This window comes from Flavobacterium sp. K77 (assembly GCF_021608205.1).
GTDB classification, from domain to species: Bacteria; Bacteroidota; Bacteroidia; order Flavobacteriales; family Flavobacteriaceae; genus Flavobacterium; species Flavobacterium turcicum.
In genome coordinates this window covers 182,293-200,287 of record NZ_JAKIHO010000005.1, presented here as the reverse complement: position 1 = coordinate 200,287, position 17,995 = coordinate 182,293, and the positions used below count along the sequence as shown (strand labels likewise).

18 protein-coding genes are annotated in these 17,995 nt (G+C 34.4%); 15 read left to right on the top strand and 3 right to left on the bottom strand.

Annotated elements, in window-relative coordinates; translation table 11 throughout:
* Positions 1-28 precede the first annotated feature (28 nt).
* The 12 genes from hemW to L1S34_RS10865 all read left to right on the top strand — a co-directional run bounded on the left by hemW (position 29) and on the right by L1S34_RS10865 (position 11,394).
* Positions 29-1,162, top strand: a complete 1,134-nt coding sequence (gene hemW, locus L1S34_RS10920; protein ID WP_236364049.1) for a radical SAM family heme chaperone HemW — start codon at positions 29-31, stop codon at positions 1,160-1,162.
* Positions 1,163-1,244: 82 nt separating this feature from the next.
* Positions 1,245-2,000, top strand: coding sequence for a cyclase family protein (locus L1S34_RS10915; protein WP_236364048.1), 756 nt, complete (start codon positions 1,245-1,247; stop codon positions 1,998-2,000).
* Positions 2,001-2,002: 2 nt separating this feature from the next.
* A complete protein-coding gene (locus L1S34_RS10910) occupies positions 2,003-2,359 on the top strand; it encodes an MmcQ/YjbR family DNA-binding protein (RefSeq protein WP_236364047.1) in 357 nt (118 codons plus the stop codon).
* Between the two features lie 120 nt (positions 2,360-2,479).
* Complete coding sequence (locus L1S34_RS10905; protein ID WP_236364100.1) at positions 2,480-2,890, top strand: response regulator; 411 nt, start codon at positions 2,480-2,482, stop codon at positions 2,888-2,890.
* 1 nt (position 2,891) lies between these two features.
* Positions 2,892-3,434, top strand: a complete 543-nt coding sequence (locus tag L1S34_RS10900; protein WP_236364046.1) for a heme NO-binding domain-containing protein — start codon at positions 2,892-2,894, stop codon at positions 3,432-3,434.
* A gap of 6 nt (positions 3,435-3,440) precedes the next feature.
* Complete coding sequence (locus L1S34_RS10895) at positions 3,441-6,125, top strand: PAS domain S-box protein (RefSeq protein ID WP_236364045.1); 2,685 nt, start codon at positions 3,441-3,443, stop codon at positions 6,123-6,125.
* Positions 6,126-6,129: 4 nt separating this feature from the next.
* Positions 6,130-7,263 (top strand): FIST signal transduction protein, encoded by a 1,134-nt coding sequence (locus L1S34_RS10890; RefSeq protein WP_236364044.1) that lies wholly within the window; start codon positions 6,130-6,132, stop codon positions 7,261-7,263.
* Positions 7,263-8,297, top strand: coding sequence for a sensor histidine kinase (locus L1S34_RS10885; RefSeq protein ID WP_236364043.1), 1,035 nt, complete (start codon positions 7,263-7,265; stop codon positions 8,295-8,297). Before L1S34_RS10890 ends, L1S34_RS10885 begins: the two co-directional genes overlap by 1 nt.
* Positions 8,284-8,601: an Hpt domain-containing protein gene (locus L1S34_RS10880; protein ID WP_236364042.1), complete on the top strand. Its 318-nt coding sequence runs from the start codon at positions 8,284-8,286 to the stop codon at positions 8,599-8,601. The genes L1S34_RS10885 and L1S34_RS10880 overlap by 14 nt, the downstream gene beginning before the upstream one ends.
* Positions 8,602-8,613: 12 nt before the next feature.
* Complete coding sequence (locus L1S34_RS10875) at positions 8,614-9,321, top strand: LytR/AlgR family response regulator transcription factor (RefSeq protein ID WP_166135788.1); 708 nt, start codon at positions 8,614-8,616, stop codon at positions 9,319-9,321.
* A gap of 163 nt (positions 9,322-9,484) precedes the next feature.
* On the top strand, positions 9,485-10,528 hold the full coding sequence (locus tag L1S34_RS10870; RefSeq protein ID WP_236364041.1) for a response regulator: 1,044 nt from the start codon (positions 9,485-9,487) through the stop codon (positions 10,526-10,528).
* Positions 10,529-10,686: 158 nt separating this feature from the next.
* Entirely contained in the window at positions 10,687-11,394 is a 708-nt protein-coding gene (locus L1S34_RS10865; RefSeq protein WP_166135794.1) for a PH domain-containing protein, read from the top strand.
* Between the two features lie 91 nt (positions 11,395-11,485).
* On the opposite strand, the gene L1S34_RS10860 is transcribed toward L1S34_RS10865, so the two are convergent.
* The 3 genes from L1S34_RS10860 to L1S34_RS10850 form a co-directional block, all read right to left on the bottom strand.
* Positions 11,486-12,586, bottom strand: a complete 1,101-nt coding sequence (locus tag L1S34_RS10860; RefSeq protein WP_236364040.1) for a DUF4407 domain-containing protein — start codon at positions 12,584-12,586, stop codon at positions 11,486-11,488.
* Between the two features lie 154 nt (positions 12,587-12,740).
* Positions 12,741-14,342 (bottom strand): phosphoenolpyruvate carboxykinase (ATP), encoded by a 1,602-nt coding sequence (gene pckA / locus L1S34_RS10855; RefSeq protein ID WP_236364039.1) that lies wholly within the window; start codon positions 14,340-14,342, stop codon positions 12,741-12,743.
* Between the two features lie 64 nt (positions 14,343-14,406).
* The gene (locus L1S34_RS10850) at positions 14,407-14,808 is read right to left on the bottom strand and encodes a DUF423 domain-containing protein (protein ID WP_236364038.1); all 402 of its coding nucleotides are present in this window, start codon (positions 14,806-14,808) and stop codon (positions 14,407-14,409) included.
* Between the two features lie 185 nt (positions 14,809-14,993).
* Here L1S34_RS10850 and L1S34_RS10845 point away from each other — a divergent pair, with 185 nt between their 5' ends.
* From L1S34_RS10845 to L1S34_RS10835, 3 genes are all read left to right on the top strand, one after another.
* Positions 14,994-16,364, top strand: coding sequence for a saccharopine dehydrogenase family protein (locus tag L1S34_RS10845; protein WP_236364037.1), 1,371 nt, complete (start codon positions 14,994-14,996; stop codon positions 16,362-16,364).
* A 371-nt stretch (positions 16,365-16,735) separates the two neighbouring features.
* Positions 16,736-17,215, top strand: coding sequence for a hypothetical protein (locus L1S34_RS10840; RefSeq protein ID WP_236364036.1), 480 nt, complete (start codon positions 16,736-16,738; stop codon positions 17,213-17,215).
* Positions 17,216-17,351: 136 nt separating this feature from the next.
* Positions 17,352-17,933 (top strand): hypothetical protein, encoded by a 582-nt coding sequence (locus tag L1S34_RS10835; RefSeq protein ID WP_236364035.1) that lies wholly within the window; start codon positions 17,352-17,354, stop codon positions 17,931-17,933.
* The last annotated feature ends 62 nt before the right edge of the window (positions 17,934-17,995 follow it).

Here is a 17,995-nt window from a genome sequence, read left to right as displayed (position 1 = left end):
ATTGCGACTGTAACTGAATACTGTAGAAATGAGCGGAATTTACATACATATACCTTTTTGCAAGCAATCGTGTCATTATTGCGATTTTCATTTTTCGACTTCCATGAAGAAGAAAGATGCAATGGTTTTGGCTTTGGCCAAAGAAATTCTAATGCGAAAAACGGAGTTTCAAAATGATAGTGTGGAAACAATTTATTTTGGTGGAGGAACGCCAAGTGTGCTAACTTCTGACGAAATTAATTTTTTGATCAATGAGGTATACGCTAATTTTAAAGTATTTGAAAATCCCGAGATTACTTTGGAGGCCAATCCAGACGACTTGTCTGAGGAGCGCATTATTGAATTATCAAAAAGTAAAATCAACCGATTGAGTATTGGGATTCAGTCTTTTTTTGAAGAAGATTTACTTCTGATGAATCGAGCTCATAATTCGGCGGAAGCCAAAAAATGTTTACAAATAGCCACCCAATATTTTGATAACATTTCATTGGATTTGATTTACGGAGTTCCTGCCATGAGCAATGAAAAATGGGAGCAAAATATCGATACAGCCTTGAGTTTTGGTATTCCTCATATTTCCAGTTATGCCTTAACGGTCGAGCCAAAAACAGCTTTGAAAAAACTAATACAAACCGGCGCCATTGCTGCTCCAAAAGATGAAGTTGCCGAGGCGCATTTTATGATTTTGGTTGACAAGCTTGAGGCAAATGGTTTTGTGCATTATGAATTGTCAAACTTTGGGAAACCAGACTATTTTTCTAAGAATAATTCGGCGTATTGGTTGGGTAAAAGATACATCGGAATTGGTCCTTCGGCACACAGTTATGATGGTGTTTCCCGTAGTTGGAATATAGCCAATAATGCCTTTTACTTGAAAGGTATTCAAGAGGATACGTTGCCAAATGAAGTCGAAATTTTATCAGTAGCCGATCGTTATAATGAATATATTATGACGGGATTACGAACCATTTGGGGCGTTTCATTAACAAGAATAGCAACTGAATTTGGAATTGAATATTTGGATTATTTGAGAAAACAAACCCAAAAATTCCTCGATGATGATTTGGTGTTAATTGAAAACAACATTTTGAAACCAACACCCAAAGGAAAGTTTTTGACTGATGGCATAGCGTCGGACTTATTTTACTTAAATTTGGAATAACTATTAAACCGCAAGGTTCGCAAAGTTCACTAATCTTTTGTGTCCTTAGTGTCTTCTTTGTGAACTTAGTGTTTAAAAAACTATGAAAGCAAAAATCAACAACTTTGAAATCGACCTATCAAAACCTATTGATATTTCGATTCCGCTGACTAATACCGATGAAAATCCAATTGCATGGTATATTGAAAAACCTGTTATTGAACCAGTTGTTTTTGGCGATTGGATCGGGAAAGTTTCAGAAGGGAAATCATCGACGAACTTTAACAATATTTTCTTCAATCCGCACGGGCACGGTACGCATACCGAGTGTTTGGGGCATATTACGCGTAACTTTTACAGCATCAATCAATGTTTGAAACAGTTTTTCTTTTTGGCTGAGTTAATTTCGGCGCAACCGGAATCAATTGATGGTGATTTGGTGATTACTAAAAATCAAATTGAAAATGCTTTGATGGGGAAAACTACTGAGGCAATTGTCATTAGAACAATACCCAATTTAGAAACCAAAAAGCATTTAAAATATTCAAATACCAATCCGCCTTATTTAGCTGAAGATGCTGCACGTTTCATTTGCGAAAGCGGAATTCAACATTTACTGATTGATTTACCAAGTGTAGATAAAGAACATGATGAAGGAAAATTGCTTGCTCACAAAGCCTTTTGGAATGTTACTGATGTCAATAACCTCAATAATGATGCACGATTGAATTGTACCATTACGGAAATGATTTATGTAGCTGATGAAATTATGGATGGCGGTTATTTACTAAATTTACAGATCGCTTCTTTTGAGAATGATGCCAGCCCAAGTAAACCTGTTTTATACCAAATTCAATAGCTATGAATTTAGAAACTTACTACGAATATTGTCTGTCTAAAAAAGGCGTTACGGAGCATTTTCCGTTTGATCAAGATACTTTGGTTTTTAAAGTAGGAGGAAAAATGTTTGCGCTGTCGTCTCTGAGCCAATGGGAAAAAGGCGAGCCATCAGTAAATTTGAAATGTGACCCAGAGCGAGCTTTGGAGTTGCGCGCCGAGTACGATGCAATCCAGCCTGGTTTTCATATGAGTAAAACGCATTGGAATACCGTTTCAATAAACAATATACTGCCAACTGATCTTTTGAAGGAGCTAATAGATCACTCGTATGGTTTGGTTTTCAATAGTTTGTCTAAAATAAAGAGATCAGAATTGTAGAGCTATTTCCATTTATCTATCGTAAAGTACCATTCAACGAAGGAAATTGATTATTGAACGAAATAAAATCAAATAATTTTAAAGGGTAGGTATATTTAGATAAATTATAAGGTAATGGAAATGAAAGTTTTAAATGTTTTGTTGATCGAAGATGATGCTATTGAAATAATGAAATTCAATAGGGTTGTGAATGAGATAAATGTGCCAAAAAAAATTGTTGAGGCCCACAACGGTGAGGAAGCGTTGAATATTATTTCAAAAGCGGCATTCATCCCCAATATTATAATTTTAGATTTGAATATGCCAAAAATTAATGGCATTGAGTTTTTGCGGGAGCTTAAGAGTAAGGAAGCGTACAAGTATATTCCAGCCATCATATTAACAACTTCGAACAGTCGAAAAGATATTTTAGAGTGCTACAAAATTGGCATTGCTGGTTATTTGTTAAAGCCTCTAAAATATGAAGACTATAAAAATCGCGTTCATAAGTTAATTGAGTATTGGAGTTGCAACGAACTAATATCTCAATAATATGTATGGAATTGTCAATAAAGCAATAGAGGACTTAGTTCTTGCTAATTTTGGTGAAGATTGCTGGGAACGCGTGAAATCCCGAAGTGGAGTTGATGTTGATTACTTTATCAGTAACGAGCCTTATGATGACGATTTGACTTACGCATTGGCTCGAGCAATTGCAGAGGAAACTAATACTACTTTATCTAATGTTTTAATAAGTTTTGGCGAATGGTGGGTGGTCAATACCACAAAGGTCAAGTATGGTGGTTTAATGGAAGCCGGCGGAAGAGATTTACGTGAATTTTTAATTAATTTACCACAATTTCACAATCGGGTGATGCTAATTTACCCTAAACTAACTCCACCTGAATTTAAAGTTTCTCAAATCACCGAAAATAGTTTGCAACTGCATTATTTTTCAAAGCGCGAGGGTCTCCAAGACTTTGTTCGAGGACTCATTCAAGGCTTAGGAATTATTTACAAAAAAGCAGTAGTTATTACTTTACTTCAAACTCGTGACCACGGGAGTACTCACGAAATTTTTAACATCTCATGGTAAGTCAAAATGGAAAAAATCAATTTTAATTTTGATGAAAATAGTTTCAATAAACTCTTTCCCTTTTATATCCTTATTGATGATGGCCTTTCAATAAAAGGAATAGGTAAGAGCTTAATGAAAATTTTTCCGGATACTAATTTGAACGAGAATTTTTTACAGAAGTTTAGTATTAAAAGACCCTTCTTGATAGAGCAGAACTTTGAGAATTTAAAAAACATTTCAAACCAATTGATTGTAATTGAGGCCCAGTTAAACGGAGTTCAACTTCGTGGTCAACTACAACCATATGAAAATTATTTACTATTTGTGGGCACGCCATGGTTTGTTTCAATGGAAGAGGTCGTTCGTAATAATTTAACTCTTCATGACTTTGCTTTTCATGATCCTTCATTAGATTTATTACATGTTTTAAAAGTACAAGAAATAACCAACGAGGATTTAAAAGTTTTGTTGGTCAAAATTAATGATCAAAAGAAGAAATTAAAAAAAGATCAAGAAGCGTTAAATAGACTGTCATTAGTAGCAAGTACTAATGAAAATGGAGTTTTTTTTACAGATCTTAATGGAGTAATTTTTTGGTGCAATGCTGCCTATTTGCAATTAACAGGTCGTGCTAAAGAGGAGATCATTGGTAAAACAGCAGCGCAAATTGGTTCGTGTGATCAAATGACTATTACTGATTTAAAAAAGCTCGTAGACCCTTTCTTTAAAAAAGAAAAGTTTGAAGTTGAGGTGCCTTATGCTCGTAAAAATGATAAACCATTTTGGGCCAAAATTAAAGCACAGCCTGTTTGCGATCACGAGGGTCAGCCATCGCAATATTTTGCAGTAATTGAAGATATTACAGAAAAGAATGCATCTGATTTGAAGCTTATTGAGTCCGAAAATAGATTGACTTTTTTGATTAAAAACTTACAAACAGGAATCATTGTAGAAAATGAAAACAGACAAATTCTATTAGCAAACAAAAAATTTTCAACCATGTTTGGTTTTGATGCTAATTCTGATTCATTGATAGGAAATAATGCGTTACAAATTATGAAGCAAACCAAGCATTATTTCGTAGAGCCAACATCTTATCTGGAAAGATTAGATGAAATATTACATAATCAAGAGCCCGTTTTAAATGAAGAATTAGAACTTGCTGATGGAAGAATTATAGAACGCAGCTTCGTACCTATCATTCTAGATGATCGTTATTCGGGTAATTTAACCTCGTATGTTGATGTTACTATTAAAAAGAAATATGAAAATAGCTTAAAAAATGAAAAGGAAAAATACAGTAATATCATAGCTAATATGAATCTCGGTTTGATTGAAGTTAATATGCAAGATAAAATTACGTTTGCAAATCATAGTTTTAGTCAAATGAGTGGTTACGAGATAGATGAATTAATGGGAGCTGAAGTGAATGGCCTTTTTCAAACTGATGAAAACCAATCGCTGGTAGCTGCTAAGATGAAATTGCGTACTGAAGGGATAAGTGATTCCTATGAAATTTTAGTTAAAAATAAAGAACAACAAGAACGTTCTTGGCTAATTAGTGCCGCGCCTAATTATGATGTGAGTGGTAAAATGATTGGGTCGATAGGAATTCATTTAGACATTACAGATCAAAAAGCGCAAGAGGAAGAGTTGTATCTATTGTCATTAATTGCTGAAAAAAATATCAACTCGGTAGTAATTTGCGATAATCACGGTAAAATAGAATGGGTAAATTCTAGTTTTGAGCTCATGTCAGGCTATACCAAGAAAGAGTTAATTGGCTTTACTCCTGGAAAAGTATTGCAAGGGCCTGAGTCAAAACCGGAAACTATTAACTACATCCGAAACCAAATTAGGAGAGGTCATCCTTTTAATTGTGAAATTCTAAATTACACTAAATCCAAAGAAAAATATTGGGTTAGAGTACAAGGTCAAGCTCTTTACAATAAAAAAAATGAAATTGTCAGGTATTTTGCTATTCAGGAAAATATTACTAATCAAAAAAAACTCGAAAATCAACAAGAGCAGTTGGTCGAAAGTTTAGCAAAAACCAATAAAGAATTAGAGCATTATGCGCAAATGGTATCGCATGATTTGAAATCGCCATTGCATAGTATTCACTCTCTATTAGCATGGATAAAAGAGGACAATGATGTAGCATTTACAGCCCAAACTTTACAATATTTTGAATTAATTGAAAATAAAGTAGAAAAAATGGATCATCTCATAGATGGAATTTTGACGTATTCCCGTATTGGCAAGGATGATTCCGTACAAGAGAAAGTGAGCATACAAGAATTAATTCAATCAATTATAGAGATAATTCATGTTCCAAAACACATTACCATTCATGTAGAAAAAGAATTACCAGTTTTGTTGGTTAACCGTTACCGAATCCAGCAATTGTTTCAAAATGTAATTGTTAACGCCGTTAATTACATAGATAAAGAATTCGGTAAAATAGAAATTGAAGCTGAAGAATATCAAGATAATGTTGTTTTTTCGATTAAGGATAACGGAATAGGAATCGATAAAGAAAATTATGACAAGGTATTTAATACTTTTCAATCCTTTTCGCAAAATAAAAACTCAACTGGACTTGGATTAGCCATTGTAAAAAAAATAATCGAAGCTGAAAAGGGTGAAATTTGGTTAGAGAGTGAATTGAATATTGGGTCGACTTTTTTTATCAAAATAAAAAAATAATAGCATGAAAGTTATACAAGCAAGTAAGGTCGGAAACCAAGATTGGAATTATTTTCAAGAAAAAAAACAACTCAATAACCCGTTGGTTTTAGTTTTTGGGAATCGATTTTTATTAGAAGATGAACAAGTAATTGATGCTATCCGTGCAGAATTTCCATATGAACATCTTGTATTTGGGTCTACTGCAGGAGAAATTCTCTGTTGTAATGTTTTTGATAATTCAATCACTGTAACAGCCATCGAATTTGAGAATAGTTCCTTTGTCGTAGAACGAGCTAATATTTTAGATTATCAAAAAAACGCACAAGATTTGGGTGAAGTATTATATCAAAAAATCCCTAAGCAAGACTTAAAACACCTTTTCGTTCTTTCTGAAGGGAGTTTTGTAAACGGAAGTTCACTTATCAAAGGCCTCGAAAGTGCTTTAGAATCTCAAGTTAGAATTACTGGCGGAATGTGTGGAGATGATTCGCGTTTTGAAAAAACAATTGCCTCCTATAAAGAGAACCCAAAAGAGGGAGAAGTCGTGCTAATTGGATTTTATGGAGCATCATTAGAGATTAGTTTTGCTAGTTTTGGAGGTTGGATCCCTTTTGGGCCAGAGCGTATTGTAACCCGTTCCCAAGGCAATGTATTATTTGAAATTGATGGTCAGCCAGCACTTGATCTTTATAAAAATTATTTGGGTGACAAAGCAAGCGAGTTACCCAAAGCTTCTTTGTTTTATCCCTTAAATGTAACGCCACAGGACCGAAATGAGCCAGTAGTTCGAACCATTTTGAATATTGATAATGCGAACTCGTCAATGATTTTAGCAGGCGATGTTCCTACAGATTCAAAAGTACAACTCATGATGGCCTCCGTAGATAATATTGCAGATGGAGCCTTACAAGCCGCTGAATTTGGTATGAAAAACCGAAAAACAAAACCAGAGTTCGTACTTGCTATTAGTTGCGTGGGTCGCAAATTGGTGATGGACCAAAGAGTAGAAGAGGAACTAGACCAAGTACGTGAAGTAATAGGCGAACGAGTGCCCATAACAGGTTTTTACTCTTACGGAGAATTAGCGCCATTTAATGGTAGTGCCACTTGCGAACTACACAATCAAACCATGACTTTAACCTTAATAAGTGAGTAATGAATTCTTTATTGAAAAGACAAATAGATAAAAAACTGCGGGGTGGGTTAAATGATTTGGATATTTTTCTTGCGGCTGTAAATGAGTCTTACGAAAATTTTGAGAGTCAAATAAGCCTCCTTCAACGTGCAATGAAAATTAGTTCTGATGAACTTTTTAGAGCCAATCAAAAACTTCGCGATGAGGCTGAAAGTTTGAAAGAAATCAATAAAAACTTAGAGTTTATTTTGCAATCTATGAGTTTGGATGTGGCTCAAATTGATACTGCAGGATCATTTAATTCTACAGAATATATAAAAAAGCAATCAATAGAAATTTTAAAAATTAACAAACAAAGAGAAGAGTTAGTGGCGCACCTCGAAAATCAAAATACCATATTAAACGAGTATGCGCATATGGTTTCGCATGATTTGAAAGCGCCTTTGCGGAACATTGATGCTCTTATAAATTGGTTTATTGAAGACAACAAGGAGATGATGAATGAGAGCAATTTAAAATCGATGCAATTAATGCTTTCTAATGTTGAAAAAATGGATTTGTTGATAAAAGGAATTTTAAATTATTCCGAAGTACAAAACAAAGACAGTCTAGACAGATGGATTGATTTAAATTTGATTTTAGAAGATACTATTCGTTTATACAGCGAAGAACACATCAGCATTAATTTTGATACTGTTTTGCCAAAGGTTTGGGGTAATGACACAAGGTTTATGCAATTGTTTCAAAATCTTATTCAAAATGCCATCAAGTACAACAATAAAAAACAAATAAATATTACAATTGGCCATACAGAAGAGGTTGATTTTCACCACTTTTACATAAAAGATAACGGAGTTGGAATCCCTGATAAATACCAATCGAAAATATTTGATATTTTTTTCAAATTAGAAAACAATAATTCCTCTTCTGGAATTGGATTATCAATTGTGAAAAAAATTGTAGAATTTTATGAAGGAACAATTTGGCTAGAAAGCCAACTCGAGGCGGGAACCACATTTTATTTTACAATAGCAAAGCACGATGGAAAAGCCTAATACCAATTACATAGACCAATTATCTGGTGCGAATTATGAGTTTAGAAATAAACTAATCGCTATTTTAAAAAGAGAGTTGCCTGAAGAAATTAATGCTTATAAATTGGAAATAGAAGCAGGTAATACAGAAGCTGCTGCACAAATAGTACATAAAATAAAGCACAAAATTTCAATGTTAGGATTAGAGGAAAGTTACTATCTTGCTGAAAATCATGAAGATAATTTGGTGCTAAATAGCAAAATTTTGCAACCTGAGTTTGAAATTATTCTGAAATCCATGCAAGAGTTTGTAGCTTGCTTATAATAATTTTTTGATATGAATTGTATTGTTATTGATGACGAAGAAACAGCTAGAGCGATCCTAACTCAAATGATTGCTGTATCACCAGGGGTAAAATTTATTCAAGATTTTCCCAATGCACTTGGTGCGATTAAGTTTTTGAATAGCATTGCGGTAGATTTGATATTTTTAGATATTCATATGCCAGATTTTACAGGCTTTGATTTTATTCAAACTTTAAAAAATCCTCCCAAAGTAATATTGGTTACAGGTGATAAAAATTTCGCAATCGAAGCTTTCGAGTACGATTGTATTGTTGATTATCTAGTCAAACCAATAACAGAAGAACGATTTAAAAAGGCTATCCAAAAAGCAGCTTCTCATTCAAAAACACCTGTCATAGCTGATGTAAAAAAGGTAGTAGAAGACGATGCAAAGGTTTTTTACATCAATATTGATCGAAGGTTAATCAAGATTGACACCGATTCAATAATAATCGTTGAAGCCAAAGGAGACTATATTCATATCAAAACGGATGCAAAAAACTACATTGTACATTCTACTTTAAAGAAAATCGAAGATAAATTACCTCCACAATTTTTTTTGAAAGTGCATCGTTCTTTTGTGATCAATACTAGCAAAATAATTGACATTGAAGACAATAGTATTTTAATTGGCAAAGAGGTCATCCCTGTTAGTAGAGCAAATAAACCGGAGCTAATGAAAAGATTAAATCTCCTATAGTGGTAACACACCAATCATAAAGTGCTTTTGCCTTTCAATGTTAACTAGTGGGTTTATAAAAGCTAATGAAACTAACCATTTACCGTTACTTTTTAACCTTCCAGCGAAAATTCAGAAGGGCTTCATTATACGTTTTTAATTTTATAGAACTAAATTAAAAATCATGAAAGTGCTTCTTATAGATGATCAGGAATTAGTGTTACTGACCATTGAAAAGTTATTAAAGGATCTAGGTTATTTGGTGCAATCTGTCAATAACATGGCCGATGGTATTCAAGTTTACGATTCTTATGAACCAGACTTGGTCATTACAGATATCGATATGCCGGTAATTCCTAACTCAACTTTCGAATATAAAACATTAGATTTTATCAAAAAGAAATCGGGTTTAGAAATCATAAAGTACATCAGATTGATAAAAAAAAGTACTATTCCTATTATGGTTTTGTCTGGTAACAAGAATGCGGATATGATTGCAAATGCATTTTCCTTGGGAGCCAATGAATACATGGTAAAGCCTCTTAGTTTAAATGAAATTGGTACACGCGTAGAAAAGTTAATAGGAAGTGCAAAACGACGTAAAGCACACAAAACTGCAATTGGAATGATCCAAAAGTCATGCATAGGTATAGTGATACCCTTTAATTATAAAACAGGTGATGTGTGGGTTGAGGAGTGGAGCCAATTTGTAAATCAAAATTTGAACTACCATATTTGTTTGGTCAATTACAATTTGGGACACGACTGCGACTGCAATCAGTTGGAAAAATTTAATAGTATGAATAAAAGAATTACAGTTTTAAATTTTAAGCAAGCAGTTACAAAGGCAGAAGCGATTCGTTTGGGTGTGTTGTATTTAGAACAAAAACATCAGTTTGATTTTATTGTATTGCATAATACCTATTGTTTGAACAGCCAAGTAGGCATCAAAGATGCAATTGAGATTGCTTTACAAATGGATTGTAAATACAGCCACATTGGTACTACAATAGTAAGTGATTCTAGTTTTTTTCATAAAATTTTTCAAAAGCTTTTTATGGGAATCCCTTGTAATTTGATTAAACAATTTGGTTATTTTCAGCAAGACAAAATTGAAACTTCCATTTTTTCGAGCGAAATTGTCAAAGAGGTATTTCAAAGTCCGTTTAGAGTTGACTCAAATTTTCAAGAGGAAATTAAACAAAGAGCACAATCTTATATTCTGTAGAATTTCATTTTTGAAGGGGCTTTTGGCGCAGTTTTACTTTAGCGTTTCAGTAGTAATTTTTTTTCTTTCCATAATAGTAGTAACTTAGGCATTACTTTTGTTGTTTAAAAGTAAAATAAAAATTACAAAGTAGCACTGAAATATAATTTGCCCAATTTATGAAAGAACAATTTAAAAAATTTTTAAACGAGGAACAAGATCCAAAAGCCATAGAGAAAATCGCTTCTAAATTGAGTGATTTATTAATGAAGAACGAAGAGATTGGCTATATCGCTGTTCAAAAAAAACCAGCTTTGACTGTTTTGCCAGATAGTATCGTTATGACTAACAAACGAATTATCATTTGCCAGCCGAAAAACTTAGGACTTTCTATGAATTTTATCGATTATACGTGGGATGAAATTGTGGGAACCTTCGTGAAAGAAAATATTTTGGGTTCAGAGTTTTCATTTACAACAAGAACCAACATGGAAGTATCGATTGATTATATTCCGAAAATACAGGCGCGTAAAATCTTTACCTACGCAAAAGAACAACTCGATATTTTAAAAGCGGGAAATACCTCTACCATTAATGATTCGGATGCAATTACTACTGCCCCAGAAGTTGAATTTATAGAAGAAATGGAAACCGAAGAAGTAACCAGTTTTGCCGAAATCATGCCTGCAGTACAGCCACCAGTTTATAATTATGAAAATGAACAAGCGCAATCAGTTCCAGAACCAAGTAAGGAAGCAGGACTTGCCGGTTTATCTCAAGACGAATTGTTTGAAAAACTACAGAATTATAAAAAACTACTCGATAACGGCTTAATTTTACAAGGCGAATACGATGCCTTCAAGAAAGAAATCTTGAGTCACATGTAAATAATGTTGGAGTCTTAAAGTCAAAAGTCCTAAAATCAAAAGATAATTTACTTTTGATTTTAGGACTTTTTTATGCTTACTAATTTCTTTTTTACAATGTTTTTTTCTGTTTTTCTACAAAATTGTTAGACTGTAATTCTAGTAAATCAATAGCGTTTTTACGCTGTAAGTCATAGAGTTTTTTATCATCGGCAATGTCTGCATATACTTTGTTATGCATGGCTTCACTTGTTTTTACTAGCAGTGAGCGCTGGTATTTGTCTTGCTCAATCGTTGCTTTTAAGGCAGTGTCTAAATCCTCTAATTTAAAATCGTATTCGCCTTTTGGAGCCAAAAGTTTTGCAATAATTGGTGAGGTTTCAATCGCTAAAAATAGCAACATGATAAAAAACGATGGCAACCAAGGCAACTTGTTTAAGGCATTGATTCGGGCCATTAAACCGTCAAAGCCGTCAATAATAGGTTGGGTTTCGGTTACTTTTTTGTCTAAATCAGCTTGTAAAGTTTTTGTGTTTTTTTCCATCTCAGCAATTTTAGCCAAGTTGGTTTTTTGCAAAGTGTCTAATTCTTGTTTAGCAAGATCATGCTTGGCAATTTTTTCTTTAAAAACAGGACCTTTTCCTAGCTTTTTAGTTCCTGCTGTACCTTCTGCCTCTTTGATGTAGGTTTCGTACAAGGTGTTAACCTCTTTTTCTTTAGTTGCTATTTCTAATTTTAGTTTGTCGATTTCGGCTTTGTTTTTGTCTAAATCACTTTTGAAATAGTTCGCTACTTCTTTTTTATTGGCCAAAGCCATAGCATTTTTTTCTTTCAACAAAACAGTATTGATTTCCTTCTCGAAAATTTTAATTTCTAAGGGTTTTGAGATTACAACAGCAATAATTATGGCTAGAATAATCCTTGGTGTAGCTTGTAAAAATTCGGCGCCAAACTGATCTCTTTTTCGGATAGTAGAAACAATAAAGCGATCTAAATTAAAAATAAGCAAGGCCCAAACAACGCCAAAAGCAATAGCAGGATAAATGCTGTCGAATACGGTAAATAGGGCATAAGCACTGGCCAGAAAAGCCATAACAGCAGTAAAAAAAACTGTAGCGCCAATGCCTACATATTTGGTTTGTTCGCCTTGGGAACAACCGTCTAGGAGCTCGCTATCGGCGCCTGAACATAAGATAAAAAAGGGTTTGAACATGATTGGTGATTTTTGATTGTGATTGATATGGCAAATTTAAGGCCAAATTTTTAATTCTGTTGTAAATAGTTGATTTCTTTTTACTTAGAGAAATGCTAAAAAAAAGAGCCGTTCAAAATGAACGGCTCTGGAGAATTGTTGAATTAATATTAACTTAAGCGTTTGGTGCGCCCGCTAAGATCTCTGGATTAGCGAACTCTTCGAATTTGGCAAAATTTTCTTTGAACTTTTGCGCCAACTCTACTGCTTTTTGATCGTATAAATCTTTGTCTTCCCAAGTGTTTCTAGGATTTAAAATTTCACTAGGAACATTAGGACAAGATTGTGGTTTAGCAATACCAAAAACTTTATGATCTTCGTAAGCTACATTATCTAGTTCGCCATTAAGCGCAGCAGTAATCATAGCTCTTGTATATTTTAATTTCATGCGGCTACCTACGCCGTAAGCGCCACCGGTCCATCCTGTGTTGATTAACCAAACGGTAACGTTAGCATCTTTCATTTTTTTGCTCAACATTTCAGCATATTTTGTTGGGTGCAGTGGCATAAACGGTGCTCCAAAACAAGCTGAAAAATTAGGTTGAGGTTCTGTTACTCCTGCTTCTGTTCCTGCCACTTTAGCGGTGTAACCTGAAATGAAGTGATAAGCTGCTTGACCTGGAGTTAATTTTGAAATTGGAGGCAAAATACCAAATGAGTCAGCCGTTAAAAAGAATATGTTTTTCGGGTTGTTACCAATTGATCCTGGTTGAATATTATCAATGTGCGAAATTGGGTAACTTACACGTGTGTTTTGAGTGATCGAAACATCTTCAAAATCAACTTCGTTGGTTCCTTCTTTAAAAACAACGTTTTCAAGAATAGCTCCTTTTTTAATAGCTCTAAAGATGTCTGGTTCGTTCTCTTCGGTTAGGTTGATTACTTTTGCGTAGCATCCGCCTTCAAAGTTAAAAACAGTATTTTCATTGGTCCAACCGTGCTCGTCGTCACCAATTAATTTGCGCTCTGGATCAGCGGATAAAGTAGTTTTACCTGTTCCTGATAAACCAAAAAAGATAGCAGTATCACCGTTTTTTCCAACATTCGCACTACAGTGCATTGGCAAAGTGTTTTTGTCAACTGGTAAAATGAAATTTAATGCAGAAAAAATTCCTTTTTTCATTTCGCCGGTATAACCTGTACCACCAATTAAAGCTACTTTTTTAGTAAAATCTAAAATAGCAAAATTACTTTGGCGTGTTCCATCTACAGCAGGATCAGCCATAAAACTTGGTACACATAATACAGTCCATTCTGGTGTAAAATTTTCTAATTCTGATGCTTCAGGACGCAAGAACATGTTGTAGCAAAACAAATTTGCCCAAGGCGTTTCGGTTACTACACGAACATTTAATCTGTAGTTTGGGTCAGAACATACGTAAGCATCGCGAACAAAAACTTCTTTATTTGATAAGTAAGCAGTAACTTTATTGTATAGCTTTTCGAAAGCAGCAGGCTCAAACGGAATGTTTACTTTGCCCCACCATACTTTATCTTCGGTGATAGCGTCACGTACGATGAAACGGTCTTGTGGAGAGCGTCCAGTATATTCACCTGTGTTTACAGCTAGTGCGCCAGTAGAACTTTCTATTCCTTGGCCTGTTTTTATTGTAATATCGTGTAATTCTTCAGGAGATAACTGGTACTGAATTTTTGCATTTTCAATTCCTAGGTCTTTTAACGAAATCGATTGCGAGAAAAGCGTGCTGTTGTCCATAAATTTTGTGTTTATAGTTTCTTTTTATAGACTGCAAAAATAGAAATATTATTTCAGTTACTTCTTAATTCTGATGATTTTGTGATTTTTTATCAAAAATTGATGCTAATAATACGAACCAAGCAATAATTAGTAAGAGACCGCCTATTGGTGTTACGAATCCGATAATTTTAAAATCGAATGATGTGAGTGAATTGGTTGCTAAAAGGTAAATCGATCCTGAAAACAAAACAACTCCACTTAAAACTAAGTAATAAATGGCTTTGCTTGCTTTTTGCGAAAGCATATCCAGTTGCCCAACCAGTAATAAAAATAGGGCGTGGTACATTTGGTAACGGACTCCCGTTTCAAAAGTAGCCAATTGATCTACCGATAAAACTTTTTTCAAGGCATGTGCGCCAAAAGCTCCTAAAATTATAGCAATCATTCCTAAAATGGCTGCGGCTTTGATGTATGTTGTTTTCATGTGTTGCATGGTGTTTTGTACAAAAGTATTTCATCTAGGGTTTATTTACAAGCCATTCTTACTTTAGTTTACCGTGGTTTTCGTACCACAGATTTTGCAAATAGTTGCCGCAACTGTTCAAAATAAACCGGTTTTATTTGTTATAAATACAACAATTATGTATGTTTGTGTTATAAATATACAAAATGAGAACAATTTTAATCATCGGTGCAGGAAGGTCGGCTTCGTCTTTAATTCGGTATTTACTTGAAAAATCCGGTGATGAACAGTTGCATCTCGTTATTGGTGATTTGTCATTGGCTTTGGCCCAAAAAAAAACCAACAACCATCCCAATGCTACAGCCATTGCGCTAGATATATTTGATGCGCAACAGCGTCAGCAGGCCATTCAAAATGCCACCATTGTAATCTCTCTGTTGCCCGCACACTTGCACATACAAGTAGCTAAAGATTGTATCACCTACAAAAAACATTTGGTAACGGCCTCGTATGTGAGCGATGCCATGCAAGAATTAGATGCTGAGGCAAAAGCAAACAACCTTATTTTCATGAACGAAATTGGCCTCGATCCGGGAATTGATCACATGAGCGCCATGAAAGTGATTGATGAAGTGAAGGAGAAAGGCGGCGAAATGATTTTGTTTGAGTCTTTTTGTGGCGGATTAGTCGCTCCTGAATCAGATACGAATTTGTGGAATTATAAATTTACTTGGGCGCCGCGCAATGTGGTGTTGGCAGGTCAAGGCGGCGCTGCAAAGTTTATTCAAGAAGGCACCTACAAATACATACCCTATTGCAATTTGTTTCGTAGAACCGAGTTTTTACAAGTAGAAGGTTACGGTCGTTTTGAAGCCTATTCAAACAGGGATTCCCTAAAATACCGCTCTGTGTATGGCCTTGATGATGTACTTACCTTATACCGCGGTACTATTCGTAGAGTAGGTTTTTCAAAAGCTTGGAACATGTTTGTACAACTCGGCATGACCGATGACAGTTACATCATGGAAAACTCCGAGAACATGAGTTACCGTGAATTTGTCAACTCGTTTCTGCCGTATCATCCTACCGATTCGGTTGAAATCAAGACGCGTTTGATTCTCAAAATTGATCAGGACGATATCATGTGGGACAAGTTGTTAGAGCTTGATTTGTTCAATCCCAACAAAAAAGTCGGACTCAAAAACGCCACTCCAGCTCAAATTTTAGAAAAAATATTAACCGATAGTTGGACTTTGCAGCCCGACGATAAAGACATGATTGTCATGTACCATAAATTTGGATACATTTTAAACGGCAAAAAAGAACAAATCGATTCCAAAATGGTATGCCTCGGCGATGATCAAACCCATACCGCGATGGCCAAAACCGTTGGTTTACCGGTAGCCATGGCTACTTTACTAATATTAAACGGAAAAATTACCACACCCGGCGTGCAATTGCCCATCCGTAAAGAGGTGTACCAACCCATCCTAAAAGAGTTAGAATCCTACGGCGTACTTTTTCACGAAACCGCCATGCCGTATTTGGGTTACAACCCCGATAAAGAGTTCAGTTAGTTTTTTTTAGATTTTTAGTTTGATGAATCCGCTCCTTGTACTAGGCAGCGGATTTGTTTTTTTAGATTCATCATTTATGCTTAGCGTAGCCGAAGTGTGGGCGTGCCCCTCCGTGAAAAACTTCGGGTCAGGCTGTACGCTGCAATCTTTGTGTTTTTAAAGAAAAAACACAAAGGATTTCCGCTGCCATCCTTCACGCGAGTCCGATTTTTAGTTGCTGATTTTCTAATAATTTGTAAGATAATTTTAATATATTTGGAAGACTCAAAGTGAAACAAACTTTAGAATATTTCCACATGTTTGGTTGTGGATATGAAGTGTTTTTTCGCTTATTTACAAGTTGTACCTAATTTTAAAAGACGAAATACCTAATGAGCATATTTCCAAAAAGCGATTATACTTTCAAAATAATTGGAGAAGAAACAGAAACTATTGAACGTTTAAAAAGAAGAACAGAACAGTCTGAAAGCTTCATTTCAAATATAACTGACAAATCATTTCGTGGAATAATTAAAGACAATACATTTAGGATTATATCATCAGAAATTGGAAAAGGATCATTTTGTGTTTTAAGTGGTGAAATTAACAATCAAAACGGACAGGTGAATGTTGAAATAAACAAAGCTTTCCGAATTTTGTTAAGCGTTTTATTATGCTTTCCTTTCATTGGTTTAATCGCTCAATTTTTTACCAATAAAGAAGAGTTCTCAATAATATTTGTACTTGTTGTTCTACTGCAAATATTAATGATCAGATACCTGTTTATAGAATTTGCATTCCGAAGATTTTCGAGATCTAGTCTAAATAAATTGAGCGATGTATTAGACAGAGAACATATTGAAAAAAACTAGGTACAACGCACGCTACAAGCAATTTGGGCAATTGGCTTAATTTAACCCCAAACTGCTTTTAGCGCGGGAACGTTAGTGGTCAGTTTAGCCGAACGAAACGAAAAACCACAAGTAGAAAAACAAATCCACGAAAATAATGAGTTTAGATTTAAATGTTTACGTTGAAAAATTATCAGACGAATTAATTCCAAAAATTGTTAAAAGACTAAATGAATTTGATATGAATGCAGAAATTCATCCAGATTTTTCATTTGAAACTCAAGAAGGTTTTTTACCGTTTAAGTTTAGTTTAAAAAATCCACACTTAGGAATTTTAACAGAAAAGAAACTTATAAGTGGCTTTGAAATTTATATTAACAATTATGATTTTAATGCAGAAAAGGAAAGTCTAAGACCAAAATTAAACTTCTTTGAAAAAATACTTGGAAAAAAGCAAGTTAGTGTTGAAATCGCAGAACCCCAAATAGAAAATCGTTTACAGAGGTGCAAGAAAGTTGTTAATTTTGTTTGGCATTCAGGCGATAGCTTTGAATTAAGATTTGCGAGTTTAACTAGTGCTATTTTAACCGAATTAACTAATGGAGTTTGTTATTATCCAGCAGATGATATTTGGTACGAAAATAAAAATATTGTAGAAGAAGCATATAAAGAAATTAAAGAATTCGAATCAACAATAAAAGAAAGAAATCTTCAATATCACGAATTTAGTGAATGGTAAAAAAACCGAACCGCCAACCACACGATACAATCGATTTGGCAATTAGCTTAATGGAAAGTTGG